At 42.0% G+C, this 24,080-nt stretch carries 20 protein-coding genes; 2 read left to right on the top strand and 18 right to left on the bottom strand.

Annotation, left to right across the window (positions count from 1 at the left end):
• Positions 1-7: 7 nt before the first annotated feature.
• From ACFQZS_RS08030 to ACFQZS_RS07960, 15 genes are all read right to left on the bottom strand, one after another.
• Positions 8-418: a cytochrome c maturation protein CcmE domain-containing protein gene (locus tag ACFQZS_RS08030; RefSeq protein WP_377099022.1), complete on the bottom strand. Its 411-nt coding sequence runs from the start codon at positions 416-418 to the stop codon at positions 8-10.
• Between the two features lie 108 nt (positions 419-526).
• Positions 527-2,251: a T9SS type B sorting domain-containing protein gene (locus tag ACFQZS_RS08025; RefSeq protein ID WP_377099020.1), complete on the bottom strand. Its 1,725-nt coding sequence runs from the start codon at positions 2,249-2,251 to the stop codon at positions 527-529.
• A gap of 125 nt (positions 2,252-2,376) precedes the next feature.
• Complete coding sequence (locus ACFQZS_RS08020; RefSeq protein WP_377099018.1) at positions 2,377-3,810, bottom strand: Glu/Leu/Phe/Val family dehydrogenase; 1,434 nt, start codon at positions 3,808-3,810, stop codon at positions 2,377-2,379.
• A gap of 153 nt (positions 3,811-3,963) precedes the next feature.
• Positions 3,964-4,173, bottom strand: coding sequence for a CcmD family protein (locus ACFQZS_RS08015; RefSeq protein WP_377099016.1), 210 nt, complete (start codon positions 4,171-4,173; stop codon positions 3,964-3,966).
• A complete protein-coding gene (gene ccsA / locus ACFQZS_RS08010) occupies positions 4,173-4,847 on the bottom strand; it encodes a cytochrome c biogenesis protein CcsA (RefSeq protein ID WP_377099014.1) in 675 nt (224 codons plus the stop codon). Before ccsA ends, ACFQZS_RS08015 begins: the two co-directional genes overlap by 1 nt.
• Positions 4,848-4,904: 57 nt before the next feature.
• Positions 4,905-6,107 (bottom strand): carboxypeptidase-like regulatory domain-containing protein, encoded by a 1,203-nt coding sequence (locus ACFQZS_RS08005; RefSeq protein WP_377099012.1) that lies wholly within the window; start codon positions 6,105-6,107, stop codon positions 4,905-4,907.
• Between the two features lie 64 nt (positions 6,108-6,171).
• On the bottom strand, positions 6,172-6,855 hold the full coding sequence (locus ACFQZS_RS08000; protein ID WP_377099010.1) for a heme exporter protein CcmB: 684 nt from the start codon (positions 6,853-6,855) through the stop codon (positions 6,172-6,174).
• Positions 6,856-6,923: 68 nt separating this feature from the next.
• Positions 6,924-8,858 carry a hybrid sensor histidine kinase/response regulator gene (locus ACFQZS_RS07995; protein ID WP_377099008.1) on the bottom strand — a complete coding sequence of 645 codons (1,935 nt, stop codon included), beginning with the start codon at positions 8,856-8,858 and terminating at the stop codon, positions 6,924-6,926.
• A gap of 24 nt (positions 8,859-8,882) precedes the next feature.
• Positions 8,883-9,470: a chemotaxis protein CheB gene (locus ACFQZS_RS07990; protein WP_377099007.1), complete on the bottom strand. Its 588-nt coding sequence runs from the start codon at positions 9,468-9,470 to the stop codon at positions 8,883-8,885.
• On the bottom strand, positions 9,460-10,287 hold the full coding sequence (locus ACFQZS_RS07985; RefSeq protein ID WP_377099005.1) for a CheR family methyltransferase: 828 nt from the start codon (positions 10,285-10,287) through the stop codon (positions 9,460-9,462). The genes ACFQZS_RS07990 and ACFQZS_RS07985 overlap by 11 nt, the downstream gene beginning before the upstream one ends.
• Before the next feature lies 1 nt (position 10,288).
• Positions 10,289-13,723 carry a response regulator gene (locus ACFQZS_RS07980; protein ID WP_377099003.1) on the bottom strand — a complete coding sequence of 1,145 codons (3,435 nt, stop codon included), beginning with the start codon at positions 13,721-13,723 and terminating at the stop codon, positions 10,289-10,291.
• Positions 13,724-13,803: 80 nt separating this feature from the next.
• On the bottom strand, positions 13,804-14,226 hold the full coding sequence (locus ACFQZS_RS07975; protein WP_377099001.1) for a hypothetical protein: 423 nt from the start codon (positions 14,224-14,226) through the stop codon (positions 13,804-13,806).
• Between the two features lie 11 nt (positions 14,227-14,237).
• Entirely contained in the window at positions 14,238-14,567 is a 330-nt protein-coding gene (gene gldC / locus ACFQZS_RS07970) for a gliding motility protein GldC (protein ID WP_377099000.1), read from the bottom strand.
• A gap of 8 nt (positions 14,568-14,575) precedes the next feature.
• A complete protein-coding gene (locus ACFQZS_RS07965) occupies positions 14,576-14,842 on the bottom strand; it encodes a hypothetical protein (RefSeq protein ID WP_377098998.1) in 267 nt (88 codons plus the stop codon).
• A 1-nt stretch (position 14,843) separates the two neighbouring features.
• A complete protein-coding gene (locus ACFQZS_RS07960) occupies positions 14,844-16,181 on the bottom strand; it encodes a DEAD/DEAH box helicase (protein WP_377098995.1) in 1,338 nt (445 codons plus the stop codon).
• A 181-nt stretch (positions 16,182-16,362) separates the two neighbouring features.
• On the opposite strand from ACFQZS_RS07960, the gene ACFQZS_RS07955 reads away from it, so the two are divergent.
• On the top strand, positions 16,363-17,697 hold the full coding sequence (locus ACFQZS_RS07955; protein WP_377098993.1) for a dihydroorotase: 1,335 nt from the start codon (positions 16,363-16,365) through the stop codon (positions 17,695-17,697).
• Positions 17,698-17,795: 98 nt separating this feature from the next.
• Here the strand turns inward: ACFQZS_RS07955 and ACFQZS_RS07950 are convergent, their stop codons facing one another.
• The 3 genes from ACFQZS_RS07950 to ACFQZS_RS07940 form a co-directional block, all read right to left on the bottom strand.
• Positions 17,796-18,224, bottom strand: coding sequence for an SRPBCC family protein (locus tag ACFQZS_RS07950; RefSeq protein WP_377098991.1), 429 nt, complete (start codon positions 18,222-18,224; stop codon positions 17,796-17,798).
• A 69-nt stretch (positions 18,225-18,293) separates the two neighbouring features.
• On the bottom strand, positions 18,294-19,256 hold the full coding sequence (locus tag ACFQZS_RS07945; protein ID WP_377098989.1) for a helix-turn-helix transcriptional regulator: 963 nt from the start codon (positions 19,254-19,256) through the stop codon (positions 18,294-18,296).
• A gap of 30 nt (positions 19,257-19,286) precedes the next feature.
• Entirely contained in the window at positions 19,287-22,097 is a 2,811-nt protein-coding gene (locus tag ACFQZS_RS07940; protein WP_377098987.1) for a hypothetical protein, read from the bottom strand.
• Positions 22,098-22,200: 103 nt separating this feature from the next.
• Between ACFQZS_RS07940 and hscA the strand changes: the two genes are divergently transcribed.
• Positions 22,201-24,057: a Fe-S protein assembly chaperone HscA gene (hscA, locus tag ACFQZS_RS07935; protein WP_377098985.1), complete on the top strand. Its 1,857-nt coding sequence runs from the start codon at positions 22,201-22,203 to the stop codon at positions 24,055-24,057.
• Positions 24,058-24,080: the final 23 nt, after the last annotated feature.

Here is a 24,080-nt window from a genome sequence, read left to right as displayed (position 1 = left end):
AAATTGGTTATATATTGGCTTGCTTAGCCTTGAATTCTGTAAATTCTACTTTATCGTTTGTGTATTTAGAAGGGCACTTTAATGTAATATGCGATGCATGAAACTTATTGCCTTCCATTTTACCCACCATAACTACTTGTTCTGAACGTTCAAAATCCTGTGGTTTGGCTCCGCTAAACTCAACCTTGCACTCCTCTCCTTTTTCATCAATTATATAAAAAGAGAAATAGTTAGCATCCTTAACCGGTTCGTAATGCAATTCTTTTTGCAGGTTTAACTTACCTACCACATGTAATTCGCTGCTTGTTTCACGGGCATCCGCAAATGAGCCGTAAGTACTGGCACTGCCATATAAACTTATAACAACGCCAATGGCAATTGCAATTACAACAAGACCTAAAATTGAGCTTTTTTTCATTACAGGGTTACCTCTCTTAATTTGCGACCACAAAAGTACAAAACGTTGAGGGAATAATATTTATTACAAGGGATATGTTTTATTTAGAATTGTTATAGATAAATGCCATTATTTAATAATACTGACATACCCGCCTTTATTAACCTTTGTATGATAATATTGATCTACACCTTCAAATAACCAATAATAGGTACCCGGCGGCATGGGCTTTCCGTTAAAACTGCCATCCCAGCTCATAGCTTGCTTATTGGCCTTAAATAAAAACTGTCCGCTGCGAGTGTAAATGCTTACGGTGGTAAAATCAACAAAGCCATCTATGGTTATGTTGAACAGGTCGTTAATACCATCGCTGTTAGGTGTGAACGCGGTTGGGCCCGAGATGATGTAAGGCGGCGGTGGCAGTACGGTAACGTTTACTGATACTATTTTCTGGCAGCCATTGCCGGTAATTACCTTTATGTAATATTTGCCGGTAGCAACTACATGGTCGGGGTCATCAACAAGTTGGGTAGCTTTTGCATCTTTATAATACGTGTACGTATAGCCAACATCGTGTTGAAAGGTTGTAGAAAGATTAATTGATTTAGGATACTGTACAGGTGCCGGATTGGTTGTTACGGTAGCTGGCGGATCAAAATATTTTAATTCGACGGGTAAGGTATTAGAACATCCTTCATCATTAGTGGCCTTAATGTAGTAAATACCGGGCTTGGTTAACTTATCCGGATCGCGCAGATACGCTTCCGTGACCGGATCAGTATAATATTCAAACGGAAGCAATCCTGTAGAACTACCCGCGGTAATATCAGGCGTTGTTAAATTGAACGTACCTCCCTCGCAAATATAAAACACCGGCTGCTTTACTTTAAAAGTAAATGTTGCAGGCGATTTAAAAATAGTGGTATATAAAGTATCGCGGCATCCTAACCCATCTATAGCGTCAATCACAAGGGCATATTCAGCACCGGCCGGTGGTGCCGGGCTTAGTTTAAGTACCTGCGTAGTGTCTAATACAGTGTTCATGTCATTCTTAGTATACCACTTGTAACCAGTAAATCCACGAGGCCCCCTAAGCGTTAAAAAGCTTTGCCCTTCGCAGTAGGTATTTCCTGTTACAGGGCTGCTGCATTGCTCATTTATATCAAAATAGGCGTAACCGAAATGCCCGCCTTTTGTACAATCATTGTTGTTAAAAATTAAGCGAATAGTTTTACCCGCATATCCTATAAGGTTAATAGTAGTAGTTGTCCAGTCCCGATAATATATCGATGTAACATCAACATTACCTCCAGCCCCCGTGGTGGTAGTTTCTATATCAGAAAGCTTAAACGCATTGGAATTGGTAGCGGTGAAATTAAATGCGGGACAATCTAATTCCTTATTATCTGTTACATTGTAGGCGTTAATTTTAAATCTCGGCTGTTCTGAATCGGTATGATTAGGGTTTTGTAATACAGCTGCATAGTTTACAATTAAGCCATATTGCCCACTAGCGGGTACGGTAAAAGTATAAGTTAACCTATCAATCATTCCGCGGGTCTGATCATCTCCTAACCGTACTGCATAACCACTACCGTTGGGGCTAGTGGTAGGGAAATGCCCGTAGGGATCTATTAACTTATCGCTGGCCCTCATAATTACCACACGGGAGCCCTGTGGCTCGCTAACTTCGGTTACGGGTACTGAAATGCCCGTACTCTCCTGACCTGCATAAATTTGCCAGTTTTTAAGGGATCCATCTTCAAAACCAATATTCTCAGGGCACTGCGCGTACGCACCTATCCCCACGAATAACAGTAATATTGCTAACAGAAGTTTAAATAACCGGTTCATTTTTTGGTAAAGGTAAATTTAACCTTTTAGAAACGACTTTTACAAGCCATTAATTGCCAACTTGTTTTAACAAAAAAAGGACCTGCTTTAGGCAGGTCCTTTAAATTTTCTTTACCGGCATTCCATCATGGCCACACACCCAGATTCTGGTAGGATATAGCTATTTTATTAATTACAGCCACCAATGCAGCTGTACGCAAAGTATCTATTTTAGGGTTTGCCTTGTATATCTCCCTGATTTCGTGATAAGAACGGATCATGGTGTCTTCCAGTCCTGAATTTACTAACTCCAGTTCAGACGCTCCTTTTACTATAGTTGCCCTTTGTAAAGGCGTAAGCGATAGGCCTGTAATACCCTCAACCATGTTAACCAGGTTAAGGTTAGAGTTTTCTTCAAAACGCCTGTTAATGCGCCCAAAAGCAACATGCGAAAGATTTTTCAACCACTCGAAGTAGGATACAGTTACACCACCGGCATTGGCAAACAAATCGGGTACTATAATGCCTCCCTTTTGATAAAAAATTGCTTCAGCCTCGGGCGTGGTAGGGCCGTTCGCGCCTTCAACTATAATTTTGGCTTTAATACTGGCTGCATTGTCTTTGGTGATCTGATTTTCTAACGCTGCCGGAACCAATATATCACATTGCTGCTCCAACCCTTCGCCTGAGTTTTTGAACTCTTTCTTAGCGCCGCTAAAGCCAAGTATTGACCCTGTTGATTTACGGTGCTGGAAAACCGCCTCTACATCCAATCCGTCTTCGTTATAAATCGCTCCCTCAAACTCGCATATTCCTACTATTAACCCACCAAAATCCGCTAAAAACTTAGCTGAATAGTAACCTACGTTACCCAATCCCTGCACAATTATCTTTTTACCTTCAATACCCGGAGTAAGGCCCAGTTTAGCCATATCCTCGGCAACGCTAACGCACTCGCGTGTGGCAATAGCTACTCCGCGGCCTGTAGCCTCGCGCCTGCCATGTATGCCATGTAATGCTATAGGTTTACCGGTTACGCAGCCCATAGCATCCAATTGACCGGGATTCATGGTAGCATAGGTATCAGCTATCCAGCCCATTTCGCGCTCGCCCGATCCATAGTCTGGAGCCGGAACGTCTATGCTGGGGCCAATAAAGTTCTTCTTAATTAATTCAACGGTATACCGGCGGGTAATATTCTCCAGTTCCTGAACGGTATAGTTCTTTGGGTTGATCTTTATACCGCCCTTTGCGCCGCCAAACGGCACGTTAACAATAGCGCACTTATAAGTCATGAGCGCAGCAAGCGCCATTACTTCGTCCTCGTTAACCATTTCGCTATAGCGTATACCACCCTTTGTTGGTGATTGGTGGTGCGAGTGCTCTACGCGCCATGCATCAATTACCTCGAAACCATTTCCTCTGCGGATAGGGAAACGGAATCGGTAAACGCTGTTACATGATTTGATCTGATCTAATAAACCCGGATTGTGTTGTGTGAATTGCGCTGCGTAGTCAAAATTTTTACATACATCGGCAAAAAAGTGAGTATCGTTATCAGCTGAAATTATAGTAGCCATAAGGTGTTAATAATTATATTTTTCTTAAAATAGAACGCAAAAATGGTACAAATTTTATCAATATTGCAAACTATTAAGCAGAACTATTTTTATACTGTTATTAACAATGGTATAAAAACTATGTTTAAACAAACGTAGTTTATTTTAGGCGGGTTATTTTTCTTTTTCGATCTTTCTTAATCGCCTGTCTATACTGAAAAGATAGACCGATAATCCGGCAAATACGATAACGATAGTGGCAATTACCACATAGATCTTTCCGTTACTCTCCATAATATCTGCCATTTCCGGAACATCGCTATTCTGGGCAAAACAACTTGCATAGCTTAGCAAAAGCAGAAAAAATACTGAAAGCTTTTTCATCAATTTATCTCGTTCTTTTTATATTCTATTAATCTTATGCGGTAACGTATAGTAGCTATCCACACCGCAAATAAACCCCATGCTATAAAAGCCGGGTATAACACCACCCGCATTCTGTTATCCATATCCATCCGGCCAAAAGCAGGGTTGCCGCCATTACCCGGATGCAATGAATCTGTTAACCGTGGCAGCACCATTATCAATACTACCATTATGGGGAAAGCGAATATGTTATATATAGCTGATATTTTGGCGCGTTTTTGTTCCTCATCAATTGAGTTTCTGAGCACCAAATAGGCACAGTATAATAAAAATGCTATTGCCGCGCTGTTCTGTTTCGGATCGTTGCTCCAGTACTCACCCCAGGTGTATCTGGCCCACATCATACCTGTTATAAGGCCCAGCACAAAAAAGAATATGCCTGTATTGGCACTTTCTACCGCTATCAGGTCGTACTCTTCTTTACCGGTGGCTAAATACCTGATGCTGTATATTACCGAGATGGTAAAAACAGTAAACATGGCTATCCACATAGGCACATGAAAATACGTGTTCCTTATGGTTTCATGCAAAATAAATGTTTTTGGCACGCCCCCTAAAAAACCCGCTATTAACGTGTAAAATATTATTACAACGGCAAGTACCTTCCACCAGGTTTGATAAATAAACTTCATATTGATATGGGGACAAATGTAATAATTATTTGTATTGCGCTTTTGTAAATTGTTTGGTCAATTGAGCGGCGCAGATGGCGTGTAATCAACCGGTAACAATTCTGATAAGCGAGCCTTTGACCACGCTCCCTCAAACAACGGGCTCTCTCCTACCACAATCCCGTTACTATCAAATAAAGCGTAAGGCGGATCATTAAATAATGTTAATACGCTTACTTCGTAATTGGGCATATCCAAAGGGCGGTATATATCCTTAAAGGCTTCTGTTTCCTCTCTGTTTTTATATATCACATATAAATACTGGGGGAATGTAATAGCGTATAATCCTGGCTGCGGCCCATCACGCAATACCTCAAAACTGAGCCAGGGTACGGTTGAGATTTTTTGGTGGATATATCTGGGACTGATGTAAAAATCATGATAATACTGAAAGGAATCGCGCGACACACCATTAAATTGCTGCATCTTTTGTTGAATTACTGCTGCTGATGGACGCGAAGGATCAGACTCACGGGTTAATTTCCGCATTTCGAAACCCTCCTCTTTCAGCTTATTTTGATAAAGTGACCTTAAAAAGTGCATAGCCGATCCATAATAAGCGCGATCTCGTTTTAGCAGCCATTTCTTTTTTTGCGCGGCGCTGCCGGGCAACTCTTCAAACAGGCGGCTCCCTTGGTAAGTAAGCCTCTGCTCTAAATTATCAAGGCTAAAGGAATTTAACAAAAACTTAACCCTGTAACCAAGTGCTTTATTTTCTACAATTAAGAATTCGTCGGCGCTGGCTATCAGGGTTTGCTTAGATTTACGATAAGTAAAATCCAAAACCTTAGGGTTAATAACAACACATTGCTTGGCGTTTTCATCATTACCTATAAAGTCTTTTTTAAACATTTCGTAATTACGGTTCCAGTTGGCCCTGCTGCTGCCGGATATGGTTACCTCGCGCAACATTATAGCCCTTGGCTCCATGGTAATGGTCAGGTCTGCAACATCTGCATTCACCATAATAATTTTGTTATACACGGCATAGCCAATAGCAGTTACCACCAACGTGTATTGCCCGGGCCTAAGGCGGCTTAAGGTAAATGTACCATCAGAAGATGAGGTGGTACCGAAAGATGAGTTGCTTAAAAAAACGCTTGCTCCTGCAACCCCGCGGCTGCTTTCCTTATTAACTATCTTACCGTTAATAGTAAGGTTCTGTCCCAGCAAAACTGCCGGTAGCATAATAAACAGAAACGCAAACCATCTAAAAAGCATGGGGTAATTAAAGGAAGAAAATAATTCTAAAGTAAATAACTAAAAACGGTAATTAAAATTGTTTTTAATCTCGCCACAAATACGGAAATAACAATAGCGCAGTAGTAATTACTATTGCATTTATAGCGGCCAATACGCCTATATCGCTGTAACTCAAGCTACGGTCCAGCCCATCCATAGCGCGCTTGCTTAAACGTATCAGAATTAATATTACCGGTATAATAATTGGAAAGCTCAAAATAGCCATAAGGGTACCGTTATTACCCGCTTTTGATGCTATGGCAGAGATCATGGTGAACGCGGTTGAAAAACTACAGGCACCCATTACCACCGCCAGGAAATAAAATAGCGGATCGCCTATTGTGTTTTCAAAAAACACCAGATAAACTAACAGGGCCAATGTGCTCAGCAATATCATTAAGGCCATATTGTATATGGTTTTTGACAAGATGATGGCCTGCGGACTTGCTATGGAGTAATAATAGAGCAGCCGCCCCTTGCTTTCCTGCATAAAACTTTTGGCAATGGCGTTAACCGAAGCGAATAGGATAATGATCCAGAACAACACGTTCCAAACTATTTTATATCCGCCGCTACCTACAAAACCCGGAGTAAGATGAAACGCTATATAGCAAATAAAAACCGTTGACACCACGTATAACAATACGCCGTTAAAGGCATATTTAGAACGCCACTCCAGTAATATTTCTTTTTTAAGAAGGTACCAGGTTTGGTCAAAAAGTTTCATGCACCAAATGTAAGCGATTGATCAATTAGATTTCCTACAGATCGCCTTATTTTAAAACAATTCGCCTATCAGTTCTTTTCTCCGTTTTCAAAAACAAGGTGCTGAATTTTAGCGTGCAGCTGTTCCGGCTGGAAGGGTTTGGAAAGCACATCATTCATACCTGCAGCAATTGCTTCCTGCTGTTCGTGGTCAAACGAGGCTGCAGAAAGCGAGATGATGGGAACACTGCGCTTCGGCTCGGCAAAGTCAAGCCTTATTTTCCGGGCGGTTTGATAGCCATTCAGCTCGGGCATGTGGGTATCCATTAAAATAATATCATAATTATTGTCAGCCAGTTTATCAAGCACCTTTACCCCGTTGCTCACAATATCAACATCAGCCTTCCAATCCTTTAATATTTTAGATAGCATAAACTGATTAATGAGGTTATCCTCCGCAACCAATATACTAACGTTTTCAAAGTCGTGAAGACCGCCGCCCACTACCTCTTCTTCTTTGGGCTTAGTTGCAAGGGTATACCAATTTGTAAAAGCAAACACACTTCCCTTGTTTAACTCGCTTTCAACGGTCAACTCCCCTCCTTTTAGCTCAGCTAATTTTTTAACAATAGCCAATCCCAAACCTGTGCCGCCGTATTTAGTAGCGGTATAATCTTCTGCCTGCTCAAAAGAATCGAAAATAGCGTTTAAGCGATGCGCCGGAATGCCGATACCGGTATCTTCAACACTAAACCTTATTTGCGCTTTATTTTTATGTCTGTCTAAAACCGATACCTTAAGTTTTACATAGCCGCGTTTGGTGAATTTTAAAGCGTTGCTCAGTAAATTCATTAATATTTGATTCAGCCGCAGCGAGTCGAATACCACAAATTCAGGAACATCCGGATCAATTTCTAAAAAGAACTCAATAAATTCCTCATCCGCCTTAAACTTCAGCAACCTGTAAACAGAGCGCAATACATCATAAAGATTATTAGGCGAGCGGGTTATATTGAACTTTCCGGCATCTATCTTTGAAATGTCCAGCACATCATTAATCACACCAAGTAACGAGCGAGACGATACTTCAAGCAGTTCTATCATGCTGCTTTGCTGATCGGTAAGCTCTGTTTTTCGCAACAAATTACTCAGGCCGATGATTCCGTTAACAGGTGTACGCAGTTCATGGCTCATGTTGGCCAAAAAGGTCTCTTTTGCCTTTTTTCCATATTCTGCCAACTGCTTTGATTTAATAAGCTGCTCCTGATAGCTTTTTTGCGCGGATATATCACTTATATTTAAAAACAAAGTGCGGTTACGATAGGCAATCCGGCACTCTACCCAAATAACAGATTTGGAAAACGTAGTGAATTGAAATTCAAATAATGACGTTGCTATATTGTCTTTTATCAGCCCGCCAAGTGCAGATCGAAAAGCAATGCGGTCTGCCTCAATGGCCCTGTCAATTACACTTGTTCCTACCAGACTGTCGGGTTTAAACCCAAGTATGCGTTCTGCCGCGGGGTTTATTGATATTATGCCATAATTTTCTGCGTTAACAACACAAATTATATCTGCAGAATTCCTCACTATTATTGAAAAATTCTGCAATTCTTCATTTTTTTGAATAATATCTGACTGATACCTAGCCAGTTGAATAAAAGAATCAACTTTAGCCGAAGTTATATACGGATCAAGCGGTTTGTAGAGATAATCAACCGCGCCTACACCAAGGCCTTTAACCGCGTACTTTGCATCCTTAGATATAGCAGTTACAAAAAGTATCAATATATCTTTTGTACGCGGGTTAGCCTTAAGCATTTCAACAAACTCAAAGCCATCCATTTCCGGCATTTGTACGTCTATCAAACCAATGGCTATCTGGTTTTCCCAGGCTATTTTAAGGCCTTCGTTTGGAGAAGTAGTTGAAAAAATTTTAACATCGTCTCGTGTAAGTAAGGCCTCGAGGGCTATTATATTTTCTTCGCGATCGTCAACAATGAGGATATTTATCGGGGTCGGCATGTAGTAATTGTGGTAGTATTTAAATTATGTTTTAAATAGGTCGAGTATATCCTCTGTTCTTAATATATATTCTGCCGCGTTTACCCTTATTGCAGCCTGCGGCATTTCTGGCATTTCGGCTTCGTCCGGATCTTGCACTATGGTAAGCCCCCCGTTATTCCGTAAAGAAAGCAGGCCTTTTGCACCATCCTGGTTAGCGCCCGAAAAAAGCACCGCAGTACACTTCTTTTTAAACACTTCAGCGGCGCATTCAAAACTTACATCAATTGATGGCTTTGAATACCACACAGCCTCTGATACATCAAGACCGAAACTGTGCTTACTTTCAATTAAAGTGTGATAATTTGCAGGCGCTATGTATAACGTATTTTTCTTAATAGCATCCTTATCACTTACTTCGCGCAAAGACATACGACTATTTTGGGCAAACAGATTTTCTATCTCACTAAAAAAGTTCTTTTTTCTGTGAAGGACGATCAATACGGCTTTATCCAGTTCAGCCGGGAAAACACGAACAGCATTATAGATGTGTTTGAACGCACCTGCTGATCCGCCTAAAACCAGCAATTCAGACTGGCGCCACCTGGCAATTATATTTTCGTCAAGAGCCAATTTTTTGATAGATGTTTTCTTTCTGATTGATTACTCTGAACTTCTTTTTGAACGTCTCAGACCGTATTGTCTCTTTTGTACCCAGGCACAAAAACCCTAACGGCGCAAGGCTATTGTAAAAAAGGTCAAGAACGTGCTCCTGTAACGCGTTTTCAAAATAGATAAAAACGTTGCGGCAACAAATCAGCTGAAACTCATTAAACACACCGTCTGACACCAGGTTGTGTACAGAAAACAAAGTATTCTGCTTTAGCTCATTATGAATTGTAGCCGCATCATACAACACAGTAAAATGGTCAATTATAGATCCGCTTAAGCCTGTCATCTGGTAGTTTTCGGCATAGCTTTTTATTTTACGCAGGCTATATATTCCCTTACGTGCCTCATCAAGCATTTCGGTGTTAATATCCGTACCATAAATAAACGTCTTTTTACGCAAGCCGGCTTCATTAAGCAATATGGCAAGAGAATACGCTTCCTCGCCGGATGAAGACCCGGCACTCCATATTTTAGAATGCTGATAGGATGACAGGTAAGGTATTATCTGGTTATTAAGCGCCTGATAAAAGCTTGGATCACGAAACATCTCTGTTACGTTAACCGTTACTTCCTCTAAAAAATGCTGAAAAAAGCCGGGCTTATTAACTAACTGGTGCTTTAAATCGTAAAAAGGCAGTTTTTGAAGCTGCATAATACGGATAACACGCCTGCGCAGCGATGCTTTTGAGTAATTGCTAAAATCAAAACCATACAAGTTTTCAATAAGTGCAATCAGTTCAGTTATTTGCTGAATGGTTATCTCGCTTTGCGCATGCATATTATTTTTCCAGCCACAATTGCATTAATGAGATCAGCCTGTCAATATCAACCGGCTTAGTTATATAGTCATTGGCGCCAGCTTCAATACACTTCTCCCGGTCGTCTTTCATGGCCTTTGCTGTTAATGCTATAACAGGTAACCTGGCCCACTTGTTTTGCTTACGTATGTGGCGCATGGCCTCGTAACCATCCATTTTGGGCATCATAATATCCATCAGCACTATATCAATGCCTTTTATCTCATCAAGCTTGGCAAGCGCTTCTTCGCCGTCGCCTGCAATCTCAACCTCCATATCATAGCTTTGCAAGGCACTGCTCAAAGCAAAAATGTTGCGCATATCATCATCAACAATTAAAACTTTTTTGCCCTTTACACCAGCTTTGCCCATGGTAGCAACCTGCGACTTAACTTTATCAGGTTGTGGCAACGTATTGCTGATCTTATTTAAAAACAAGTTCACCTCGTCAATCAGCCTGTCAGAAGATTTATTGGTTTTAACCACCATAGCATTGGCATACTTCATCAGCCTGCTTACTGATGTTTTATCCAGCTCCATGGCGGTGTTAATAATAACCGGCAGGGCAGAGAACTTTTCAACTTCCTTTATTTTATCTAACAGATCAAGGCCTGAAATATCAGGAAGGTTGAGATCTAAGATAACGCATTGGTAATCGTTAACGTTAAGCATACGGAAAGCAGACTCGCCATCAAACGCCTGATCAACAGAAATGCCATTGTTTTGCATCATTTCTTTAAGTGCCTGGCTTTGTGCCTTGTGGTCTTCTACCAATAAAATTTGCTTAAACCTGGTACCGGTGCTTACCATTATATCACCAAACAGCTTATCGAGCGTGTTGGTGTCTATAGGTTTTTTCAGGAAGCTGATGGCACCTTCGCGGCGTACCCTGTTAGCAGCGGCATCACCTGCCGACATGAGGTGAACCGGAATGTGTGCCGTTTCTTCATCAGCTTTTAATTCCTTCAATATCTGCCATCCGTCTTTTCCCGGTAGCATAATATCTAATATTACGGCATCTGGTAAATGTTCTTTTACTGCTTCAACCGCGCTGGCACCCTCATTAACCATTACAGATTTATACCCATGGTCGGTTGCGTAATCCTGCAAAATTGACGCAAAATTCTTATCATCTTCAACAATAACAACTAAAGGATCCCTGTTTTGCTGACCAGCCGGGCGCTGAGCTACCGGCTGCAGCGGTATTTGGGGAATAAATGTTTGCGCGGTTGGCAGATCTTCTTCGTCTTCAGTTTTAGCTACGGCTGCAGCTTCAAGCGGTATGGTCAATGTAAACTCGCTACCCTCATTCTGTTTACTTTTTAAAGATATTGAACCACCTAACAGCGCTGCGAGTTCGCGGCTTATAGAAAGGCCCAGGCCCGTACCTCCGTATTTTCTGCTGGTTGACCCATCTGCCTGTTGAAACGCTTCGAAGATAATTTTCTGTTTCTCTTCGGCAATACCAATACCAGAATCTTTTATACTAAAGCTGATTGTATCCGCTGATTTGCCCGGTAATGCGCTAATACTTATAACGCCATTTTCCGGCGTAAATTTAAACGCGTTGGAAAGCAGATTCTTTATAACCTGCTCCACCCGTACCTTATCAGTAAATATAGTTGCCGGTACGTTTTCTGCTGATCTTGTAAAGGTTATTTTCTTATTGCCTGCAACTTCAGCAAACAGCATCTCCATATCCTCTAAAATGTCTGTCACCCTGATATGCTCATTCTGCATATCAAGTTTACCTGATTCTATTTTAGACAGATCAAGAATATCATTAATAAGTGTGAGCAGATCATTACCTGCATTGAAAATAACGCTGGCGTATTTTATCTGATCGTCTGAAAGATTTTCCGGCTTGTTATCCTTTAGTATTCGCGCCAGTACCAAAATACTGTTAAGTGGCGTACGCAACTCATGGCTCATGTTGGCCAAAAACTCAGATTTATACTTACCGGTAGTTTCAAGCTCTTGTACTTTGGTGTTGATTGCCTGGCGCGCCTCTTCAATAGCCTGGTTCTTTTCTTCAAGCAAGCTGGCTTTTTCTTCAAGTTCCGCGTTTGTTGTGCGCAATTCTTCCTGCTGTACACGCAGTTCCTCTTCTGATGCTTCCAACTCTTCTGTCTTATTCATCAACTCCTCGTTAGTAACGCGCATTTCTTCCTGCTGAGCAGATAGTTCTTCGGCCTGTTGCTGCGTTTCCTCGTACAAATCGTGCATTATGGTGCGGGCCTGTGATGTATTAACCGCAACACCGATATCATTCGACACCAGGGATAAGAACTCTTTTACGCTCTCCCCCATTTGATTGCGGAATGCAAGTTCAACTACCCCTTTTAGTTTTTTATCAAAAAAGAAAGGAAGAAGATATATTTCTGTAAGTTCTTCATTGGCTAATGATGATTCCAGACTTAGTTTGCTATTTATTTTTCCTTTTATTAAAGTGGCCTGCTTGTTTTGCAAAACCTGTCCCAACCAGCCTTCGCCGGCTGATATTGACTTTTTAACTACATCTAAATTTGAAAAAGCATATGTAGAATACAGGTCGAGCTTGTTTTCAGTATCATTATATAGATAGAAAGTACCGGCTAAGGCATCGGTATAAGTGCCTATTTCTGCTAATATATTGGCTGCCAGCTCCTTCTCAGATTGCTGGCCCTGCATTTTCTCGTTAAGCTGACCTGTGCCGGTAAGCAGCCAGTTTTTAGCTTCGTTTTCTGCCAGAACTTTTCCAAGTTCTGTGTTAGCAACAAGTATTTCGTGTTCTATCTTTTTTTGCTGAGCAAACGTTGCCTGTATGTAATAAAACAGCAGTATAATAATGATAAGGAATATTGCCGAACCCGCTACAATGAATATAATGGCGTTACTTGATGCTTCCCTTGAATTAGCTTTACGTTGGGCCAGCAGATTGTTTTCTGTATCTATTACAGAAGTAAGTATACTGCGGATATCATCCATGTTTTGTTTGCCGTTAACAAACATGTTGTTTTGCACCATAAACTCTAAACCCTTGCTATCACGGGTTTCGACATTGGTTTTTAAGATATCTAACTGATCTCCAACCGCCTCTTGTAAAGAATCTATCCTTACCAATTGCTGTGGGTTATCAATTACCAGATCTCTTAGTTCCTTCAGATCATTATTAATTAACGGGATAGCTTTTCTGTAAGGTTGCAGAAATATCTTTTTGGCAGTAGCCCCATAACCGCGCATGCCGGTTTCAGCATCAATAAGGCTTTGCAACAGGTTATTTGAACGTTTAATAACCTGTTGGGTATGCTCAACCATTTCTGTATCACTTTCCAGCTGGTTTATGCTGCTGTAGGAAAGTATACCTACTATAAATACAAGTACTATAGAAAAGCCAAAACCAATGAGTACCTGGCTGCGAAAGGATAATTTGAACATTACGGAGGTGCTTATAAATTTAACAGATAACGCTATATATACGCAGGATGTTTTTTAGTCGATTTATAAAGATAGAATTTTTATAAGTCAGGCTTCTGTATTTTTGATAATTGCCGGGTTGAAAAAGCGCCGATCAAAGCCAACACAGGCCCGGCAAATAATACATACCAACCCCACTTAAATCTTATTTGCTTTGCTAAAAACCCCGATATGCTTTTAAAAGGTATAAAGCTAAAACTTGTGTTAACTTTTAATACCGAGGCTAATAATAGTAATGACACTAAGATAAGCGCCACCCATGCCGAAAATTTAACCAGTTGAATTCTGTTTAAAAAAACACCTAAAATACCAATTACGGCTACTAACAAAATTGTCATTCCGTACGGCTGGCTCAACTTAAAAACATTCATGTTAAACAAACCGAAAGGGCGTAATAAAGGACAATAACTACCTATAATGATCAATAAAAAACCGGCAAATGATACGAGAGAACTTATTCGCATAGGTTGTTGTTTTATCTGGTTATTTCCATTTTATCGGCAAAGTGGGCACAGTAATCACGCAGGTCTTCTACTATATTCTTCTCGCCGGTAGCGCGTAAAAAAGTGTCGCCCATGGTTTGCAGGGTTTCATAAAAAAAGCGTTTCATTTCATCCACCGGCATCTCTTTCGTCCACAGGTCAATTTTTAACGCGTTTTTATAATGATGATCCCAAAGCGATAACATAAAAGCATTTACTGGAAGGGCTTCTTTATTAGCGGAATCTGTTGATTCCCAGGTTATGCGCTCAGGCACATTATTATCATCCAATTCAACTATAAGCTTTATCTCGGCTTTTTTCATTAAGGTTTCTATTTAACAATTAAAAAAATAACAAGCGCTAAAGTTATAAAGCTTAGCTCTATTAGCCATAACTTTTTAAGGTCAGCAAAGAAATTACGGAATATTACATCCAGAAATGACACTACAAAGGCAAATAGCAATAATATAAGCCCTATCGCGGTATCCATATGGGCGAAACCCATACCGGTAACGTTGGCACCTTTTATAAACACGAAACCCGCGAAAAATAAAAAGAAAGCTGTGGCAAAATTAAGCGGAGTTACTTTTAATTTCATATTAGTGTCTCTTTTTTGGTTTTGATCTTTTAGGCTGCCCCACATGCCCCACCCGCTTAGCTTTTTCGGCATCAAATTTTTTGCGCTGATTAAGCGTTTTCTTTTCGTGGAAGGCACCCTTAAAGTCGGGGTTTTCCTTTCGTTTTTGCAGATCTATTTCTTTGGCCTGATCCTGTCTTTCCTCATACGGCGTTTCTTCTATAAAAACATCTGCCGGAATTTTATGCTCGGGGATGGTTTGGCGGATAAGCTTCTGGATCTTACCGAGGTAATACACTTCGGCCGGGTTGCAAAAGGTAATGGCTACCCCACTTTGCAGTGCCCTACCGGTGCGGCCTATACGGTGCACATAATCCTCAATTACTACCGGCACATCAAAGTTAATAACGTGGCTTACATCACTTACATCTATACCCCGCGAAGCTACATCAGTAGCTACCAATATCTTTACTTCATCATTTTTAAAGGCATTCATGGCGTTAATGCGCGTGTTTTGCCCTTTATTGGCATGCAGCACCTTAACCTGGCCTTCGCCAAATTTGCGCCCTAAAAATTTATATACGTCTTCTGCCGCGGCACGGGTCTTGCAAAAAACCATCAGCTTGGTTATATCACCTTCTTCATCCAGCAGCTTTTTAAGCATGTTTATTTTTGTGCGCACGTTGGGCACATAATACAGCTTTTGCTCTACAGTTTGCGCAGGAGTAGCCTGCGGAGTTACCTCTATAACGGTAGGAAATTCCAGGAAATTTGCTGATAGCTGATGAATTTTTTCTGACATGGTTGCCGAGAACAGCAGATTTTGGCGCTTACGCGGTACTACTTCTAAAATGCGGTTTATTTGCGGCATAAAGCCCATGTCCATCATTTTATCGGCCTCATCCAATACCAGCACTTGCAGGGTTTTAGTAACAATGTGCCCGGCCAAATAAATATCCATATAGCGGCCAGGTGTAGCAACTATTATATCTACGCCTTTATTGATGTTCTCTATCTGAGTTTTAGGGCCCAAACCTCCGTAAACCGTAACTACACGCAGGTCGGTATATTTTGAATAGGTTCTGATATTTTCCTCTATCTGCATAGCCAACTCACGTGTCGGCGACAGGATAAGCGCACGGGCATGCTCTCCCTGCGCGTATTTAAGGCGCATAATAATGGGTAACACATAAGCAGCGGTTTTACCTGTACCTGTTTGTGCTATCCCCATAACATCCTGCCCGTTCAAAATAGGCGGCATGGCCTTTTGCTGTATGGGCGTCGGTTCGGTATAGCCGGCATCAGCAATGGCATTTAGCGTTTGCCGGTTAAAATTAAAGTCCTCAAAAGTAGCTGCCATTTGGCAAAGATAGCTTTTTTGAAAGGTTAAAGGTAAAAGGCGAAAGGTAATAGGTGTTATCCCAACCGCTAACCCCTAAACAATGCAGGCTCACAGGGCTCTGAGCCCCTCTTCAAAGCAAAACCTTTCGCCTTTTACCTTTTGCCTTTCACCTTTCAGCCTCAAAAGCTATATTTGCTATATGTCTACTCTCCTCATCAAATCAGCTACCATAGTTAATGAAGGCAAACAGTTTAATGCAGATGTTTTTATTAAAGACGGATTTATTGAACGGATAGATAGCCAGATTGATGTAAAGGCCGACGAAACTATTAACGCCGAAGGATTGTACCTCCTCCCGGGAGCGATTGACGACCAAGTGCATTTTCGCGAGCCGGGCCTTACACACAAGGCAGATATTTATACAGAATCGCGCGCGGCGGTGGCTGGCGGAATAACATCTTTTATGGAGATGCCGAACACCGTACCCAATACTTTAACGCAGCAGTTGCTTCAGGATAAATACGACATAGCAGCGCAACGCTCTTTAGCTAACTATTCGTTTTTCATGGGTGCATCTAACGATAACCTGGATGAGGTTTTGCGTACTGATGCTCAAAATGTATGCGGTATAAAGGTATTCATGGGCTCATCAACCGGTAATATGCTGGTGGATAATCCAACTACGTTAGAGAATTTATTCTCCCGTTCGCCCATGCTTATTGCTACCCATTGTGAAGACGAGGCTACGATACAAAGCAACCTGGCCCATTATAAACAAGTATTTGGCGATAATGTACCCGTGCGCCTTCATCCTAAAATAAGAAGCGAGGAGGCCTGTTATCTGTCATCATCAATGGCAGTAGCATTGGCTAAAAAACATAATGCCAGGCTGCATATTTTACATATTTCTACCGAAAAGGAAACGCATTTATTCGATAATACAATACCGCTGAAAGATAAACGCATTACAGCCGAAGCCTGTGTGCACCATTTATGGTTCAGCAACGAAGATTATGAAACCAAAGGCAACCTGATAAAATGGAACCCGGCGGTAAAGACGGCCAAAGACCGCGATGGTATTTTAAAAGCAGTGTTGGATGGGCGTATAGACGTTATTGCTACCGATCACGCTCCACATACCATTGAAGAAAAAGCGCAATCTTATTTGCAAGCGCCATCCGGCGGCCCCTTGGTGCAACATGCTTTACCTGCTTTGCTTGAGCTTTATCATCATGGTAAAATAACCCTGGAACAGATAGCAGAAAAAACAGCGCACAATGTAGCTACCTGTTTTCAAATAGCTAAACGTGGTTTTATACGCGAGGGATATTATGCCGATTTGGCCCTGGTTAACCTGAACAAACCATGGCAGGTAAATAAAAATAACATTTTATATAAATGCGGCTGGAGCCCTTTTGAAGGCTCTACCTTCCGTTCAAGCATTGAGCATACAATTATTTCGGGCAAATTGGCCTGGAGCAATGGCAAGTTCACTACAGAGGATTCAGGGCTGAGGATGACGTTTGAGAGATAATTTTAATGGCTGTCATGGTGAGCCTGTCGAACCATAGTGCGCAGAGGCCTTTACGCACCGCTCTTCGACAAGCTCAGAGTGACACCCAACTGTTCACTTTACTTACCTTCCACCAGCTCCTTCATCTTTTCAAACACCGTTTGCCAGTTTTGTTCAGAGTGCTGTTTAGCTGCTTCATCTTTAATATTATCCTGCTCTAATTCAAACCTGGTAACGCCGTTGTTTTCGGTTAAGGTATAGCTAACGTTTTGATAGTTTTCCGGCTTATCTTCGGTGCCACTCATGCTGCTCCAATAACTGTATTTTACATATTTACCGGGGTCAACTTGAAGCACTTTACCCTTATCCTGATAGGTTTTTCCCTGCCATTCGCCGGTCCATACAATTGGGCTTCCCTCTTTCCAGTCCGTGTTAAGGTCTGTTCCAAAAAAATATTGTTTGATGATAGCCGGATTAGTTAACGCTTCCCAAACCTCTGCTGCGGGGGCGTTTATGTCGATACTTGTTTTTAAACTGAGCTTTGCCATAACATTGCTTTTTTATATTTAACAACGTTAGTAACCAGCTTGTGTTTCAGAAATTTGCCGGTTTAGGTGTTACACCACTGCAACGCCCGCGCTAATTCGCACATAAGTAGCTTCCAATATTGCTTTTACCCGGTCTCTGAGTTTTTCTGATTCGATGATATCGGCATTATCGCCAAACATCATATACCAACGGGCAAAACCTTCAACCGAATTAGTAAGGAAAGTCATTTCTATACTTTTACCAACCTTTCTTTCAGATACAAAACCACTATAATATTTTTGCTGCTCCATATGCGAGTGCACATGTTGATCAACACTTATCACCACCCGTTCCAGATCCTGATCATGCGCGGTTTGTGCTATGTAATCTTTTAGCGTGGGATGTTCATTTGTATAAGTATCTTCTGTAACGTGTAAATTCTTTATACGGTCAATCCTAAAATCTCTGTAACCATTACGCAGCCTGCACCAGGCTATTAAATGCCAATAGTTTGCAGAGTAAAATATGCCAACAGGCTCAACATAACGCTTGGTAAGCTCCTGACTGTGTTGCGCGAAATAGTTAAGTCCTAACACTTTTTTTTGCGCTATGCTATGCAGTATAGTTTGGATATGATCTGTGGGTGCCACGTTGGCGCGGGCCATGCTTTTTAGTACCTCTATCCTATCGTCCATACCTTCCAGTAATTCCTTTTCGGTATTCTTTAACACAGCCCTCACTTTATACATGGCCGAGCTGTAGTTTGCGCTGGTAGAGGTATCTGTAAGTGTTTCTATAAACTTTTCGGCGGTTAAAAACGCGGTGGCTTCTTCGCGGGTAAACATTACAGGCGGCAGGCGGTAGCCATCCATTATGGAATAACCAACTCCGGCTTCTCCAATTAAAGGAATACCTGCCTCTTCCAACGTTTTTACATCGCGGTAAACAGTGCGTAAACTGATGTTAAAGCGTTCGGCTATATCAGCCGCTTTTACCACCCTGCGCGATTGCAGTTGTATCAATATGGCGGCTATGCGGTCTATGCGGTTCATTACGTGCCAAATTAGTAAATGTATGTGTGATTAAAAAAAGCTTACAGGCAAAATTAGCTCTATCCTGTTTTTACCCAAGCCGCCAAAAATATCATTATCCAGCAAATAACTGTAGCGAACACCAAATGTAAGCGGGTGCTGGTTAAACCATTTAGTATCAAAATACAGTTCGGCACCTGCTGTGCGGAAGTCGGCATTAAAGGGTTTTCCATTACTGAAAGTATCCTGGGCACGGGTATAATCATAAAACAGGTTAGCACGTACCCGCATAAAATAAACGGTTTGCGCAAGCCCTGCGTCCGGGTAAAACAAAGGCAAATGATAGTTTACGCCTATCTTATTCATCTGTTGCAAATTTTCGGCGGTATAACCCCTTGAAAACGGAAAATTGTTAGAAAAATTAACCGCATTGCTCTGGCCTTTTTCCTGGTGGGCCACATTAATAACCAGGTTGTGGTTGCGCAAAACACCCGGCAGAAACAAGGTGCCGTTAGCCAAAAACTGGCTGGCGGTTAAGCTACTTATTGCATAGCGATAACTCAAGCTGATGTTTTGACCAAAGCGTGGATAAATATGCTGCTTTGCCTGCTGTATGCGGTTGCTGAAACTTATTGAATGACTAAGGTAGGTGTAATTACGATCACGGAACCGGGTTCGGAAGGGGTCCTGAATGGTATTGCTGGTATAATAAACATCGCTTCCGGCAGAAAGTGATGTGACATTTTTGCCATTGCTTAGGTTTAAAGGTAGTTGTAAACCCGCGTAAACATCTTTCTCATTAAAATAGATCCTTTCGCCGTTAAACAGGCTGCGCCTGTCAAGCGTATAATTAACGCCGCCTCTTATAAACGGGAACAATCCTCCATACAAAGCGGCAAAACCAAATTGCTTTGAGCCTTCATCCCGGTTGTAATTAAATGATACCTCAGAGCGGAATGTGTTCAGCACATTCTCGCCTGTCAGGGTAAGGCTGTAGTTCGGATCGCTAAAATCAGGTATCAAACTGTGGAAGTTAAACAAGCCATGTGCCTTGCTGTACTTGGAAACCGCGAGTGTTGGTGTTGATACAGCGCCCAGTAAATTCGCCGATGAGTCTTTAGCGAGCACCGATATATTAAAATCAGACAAGCTTTGGATAGTCTGTTGCGGCGTCTCTATCCATTGTGATGAAGTACTGGTAGCTTCATTAACCTTATAACCGTATACCGTAAACTCCACCCAAGCCAGTTTACTGCCCGAAACAGCAGGCTGGTATTGATTAAGGTTTGCAATATTTGATTTAAACTCGAGTAGTCTCGCGGTTGCAGGATAGAAAGAAAACAACCTGTCGTTTTTACCTGCTGTTGCCGAGAAATAGATCTTATTGCTATTCACTGCAATAAACCCAATAGGATTAAATGACCAGGGCAGCAAATATTTTGCAACACCGGTTTTTATATCAATAAAGGCAAGGGTCATTTCTCCCTTTGAGTTTCGTACAGCAGCTACCAGCGTTTGGGTATTATAAAACTTTGGATAAGTGTAGAATAACTTATCAGGGTTAGGTATTTCATCAATAACCTTACCTGTTGCGGCATCCAAAATATGCAGCCAACTTTGGCCGGCAACGGTTTTTACAGCAACTATCAGCGTTCCGTCAGCGTTAAAAGCGGGTGCGAAATATTTGGTAGAGCGGGTAAGCTGCCTTTCCTTACCTGTGCTAATGTCCAAAACGCGCAGTTCGCTATAGTCGCGATAGGTCCATCGCAGGTCAGGGCGGTAGGCGGCGTAAACCACCTTGCCGTTTCGGTAATCAAAATAGTTATCTAATGAACGGGAACGGACACTTACCTTAGTTTCTACACCATTTTTGTTTAATGTAAACTGCGGCAGTTTATCGTAAGCTGATGTAACATAGATGAGTGTGTTTTCATCCACAAAGGCGGGAAACTCATTATTAATTACTGAATTATTGGATGATTGAATTATTGATTTATACTGGTATTGCTGTTTAAAATAATTTAATCCTTCTGTTCTGAAAGTTTTAAAATCCTTACCTGTATATTTCTTTACAGCATGCTGCATCGGATAGAACAAACTATTAAACGCGGCAGCATCATGGGTTACATTGCGCCAGAGCTCGTTGCCATATTTCTCTCTGCCGTATGATACCAGCATATAGCCCATAGGATACCAATCGGGGATATAATCCTTATAGGAGCCATTACGTAGCTTCATCCAGCTATAATTTTTATTGGCTGCCCACAAGGCCCGGTATCCATTATAAAAATAAGGCAGCCTGCCCCTGCCCTGACGGCTCACCAGCGTTTCGTTATAAACGGCGTCACCTTCAAAAAACCAGTCGGGTACAGATAAACTATTGGCAACCGCCTGTCCCCCCTGCCCAAAAATGGTTGATAAAACCCGCGACAGGCCCACATTAAAATTATTGTATTGCTGCACATGCCGGTACTCGTGAATGGCCAATTGATCTGCCCAGGGCAGGCTACCCAGTTCAAAGCTGTTTTGATCTGGTGTTAAATAAAATTCGCTTCTAAACGGTGCCAAGCCAACGTATGCATTGGGGATTGTGGTCTTGTCCTGCAAAACCAGGCTAACTTTTTTCTGTCTATTACCTATTGTGGGCTGAACCGCTGGGTTAACGCGATCAATAACGCCGGCAATGTTAAAAGCTACAGAATCTAAACCCTGAGAAAATATCACTTTTACTGCAGGCGTATTTACCTGCCGCCACTTAACCGATGGCGGGTTGCCGCCAAATTGCTGCGCAAAAGCCCCGGTAATGGTTGTACTAAGCAACCAAAAAGTTAAAAAATACCTTAACCGCAATTGAGTGCTCATAATTTTATTCGCCATGCAATTTATGCGTTTTGCTGCAATTCACAATATCATGACACAGCATAGGCCAAAACTACCTACCTTTGCCCCTTGTTAACATTACACCATGGCTAAAGTTTCTATCAACCTGGCAACGGGCTCTATACAAAAAGAAGAAATTATTGTAGGTATTGATCTGGGTACCACCAACTCGTTGGTGGCCTTCATCAACCCCGACAAAAACCCGCAGGTGATTAATGATACAGGCAAAGGCGTTTTGGTGCCATCAATAGTGCACTTTGGCCAGTCAGGTGATATCACGGTAGGTAATGAAGCCAAAAACTACCTGATAACCGATCCGCAGAACACTATATTTTCTGTTAAAAGATTATTGGGCCGCTCTTTTAAGGACGTTGCCAATTACAAAGATTTTTTCTCGTACAAAGTAATTGATGACGACAGCGAGAGCCTGGTGAAAATAAACGTAGGCGATAAATTTTATACCCCTATTGAGCTATCCTCCCTGATATTAAAAGAATTGAAAGCCCGTGCCGAGCATGCGCTTAAAACGCCTGTTAACCGCGCTGTAATTACGGTGCCTGCTTATTTTAATGATTCGCAGCGCCAGGCTACCCGCGATGCAGGTAAACTGGCCGGACTGGACGTTTTACGCATAGTGAACGAGCCGACTGCCGCAAGTTTAGCTTATGGAATAGGTTTAAATCCGGATGAGACGAAGACCATTGCGGTATATGATTTGGGCGGCGGCACATTTGACGTTTCTATTCTGCAGATCCAGAACGGCATTTTTGAGGTGCTGTCAACCAATGGTGATACCTTTTTAGGTGGTGATGATTTTGACCGCGCTATTGTTGATTACTGGATCGATCAAAACAAGCTGGATATAAACATAGTAAGCCAAAACCGCGAGTTGGCGCAGCAATTGCGTTTAAAGGCCGAGGAGGCTAAAAAAGCCTTTGCCCACCAGAGTTTGTTTAACGAGAAGATAGGTGATATATGGTGCACGCTTGACAGAGTAACGTTTGAACAACTGATACTGCCTAAAGTACAGCAAACCATTACTGCGTGCGAGAACGCGTTGAGAGATGCAAAATTAAACGTAAAGCAGATTGATGAAGTGGTAATGGTAGGCGGCTCAACCCGCACGGCATTGGTTAAAAAAATGGTATCTAACTTTTTTGGTCGCCCGGTGCATGATGATGTTAACCCTGATGAAGTGGTTGCCCTGGGGGCCGCTATTCAGGCCGATATTTTGGCCGGTAACCGCCGCGATATTTTACTGCTGGATGTTACCCCACTATCATTAGGTATTGAAACTATGGGCGGGCTGATGGATGTCATAATTCCGCGCAACAGCAAGGTGCCGACCAAAGCAGGCAGACAGTATACCACCTCAAAAGACGGCCAGGTAAACATGAAAATAGCCGTTTATCAAGGCGAACGCGACCTGATAAGCGAGAACCGCAAACTGGCGGAGTTTGAACTGAAAGGCATACCCGCTATGCCTGCAGGCTTCCCCAAGGTGGATATTAACTTTTTGCTTAATGCCGACGGTATTTTAAAGATCCAGGCCATTGAACTGCGCTCGGGCGTTAAGCAGGAGGTTGAGGTTAAGCCTACCTACGGCATTACCGACGACCAGGTGGAGCAAATGCTGATGGACAGCATTACGCACGCTAAGGACGACGTGGCACAGCGTATGATTATAGAAGCCCGCACAGAAGGCGAGCAAATGATCTATACCGTTGAACGCTTTTTACAGAAGAACGGCGAACATGTTACTTTGGAAGAAGGGATTGAAACCAACAAGTTGGTTGTAAACCTGAAGCAACAACTATCCAACGGTGATAAGGATGGTATACATAAGGCAATTGATGCTTTAAACGAGTATACGCGCCCCTTTGCTGAGCGGCTGATGGACACCGCTATTGCGCACGCTATGAAGGGTAAAAAGGTAGACTAATACCGTTTAAAAGCAACATCTAC

It is taken from the genome of Mucilaginibacter calamicampi (assembly GCF_042676765.1).
GTDB classification, from domain to species: Bacteria; Bacteroidota; Bacteroidia; order Sphingobacteriales; family Sphingobacteriaceae; genus Mucilaginibacter; species Mucilaginibacter calamicampi.
Note: the sequence above shows the minus strand (reverse complement) of the source record. Positions and strands in the feature narration are given on the sequence as shown.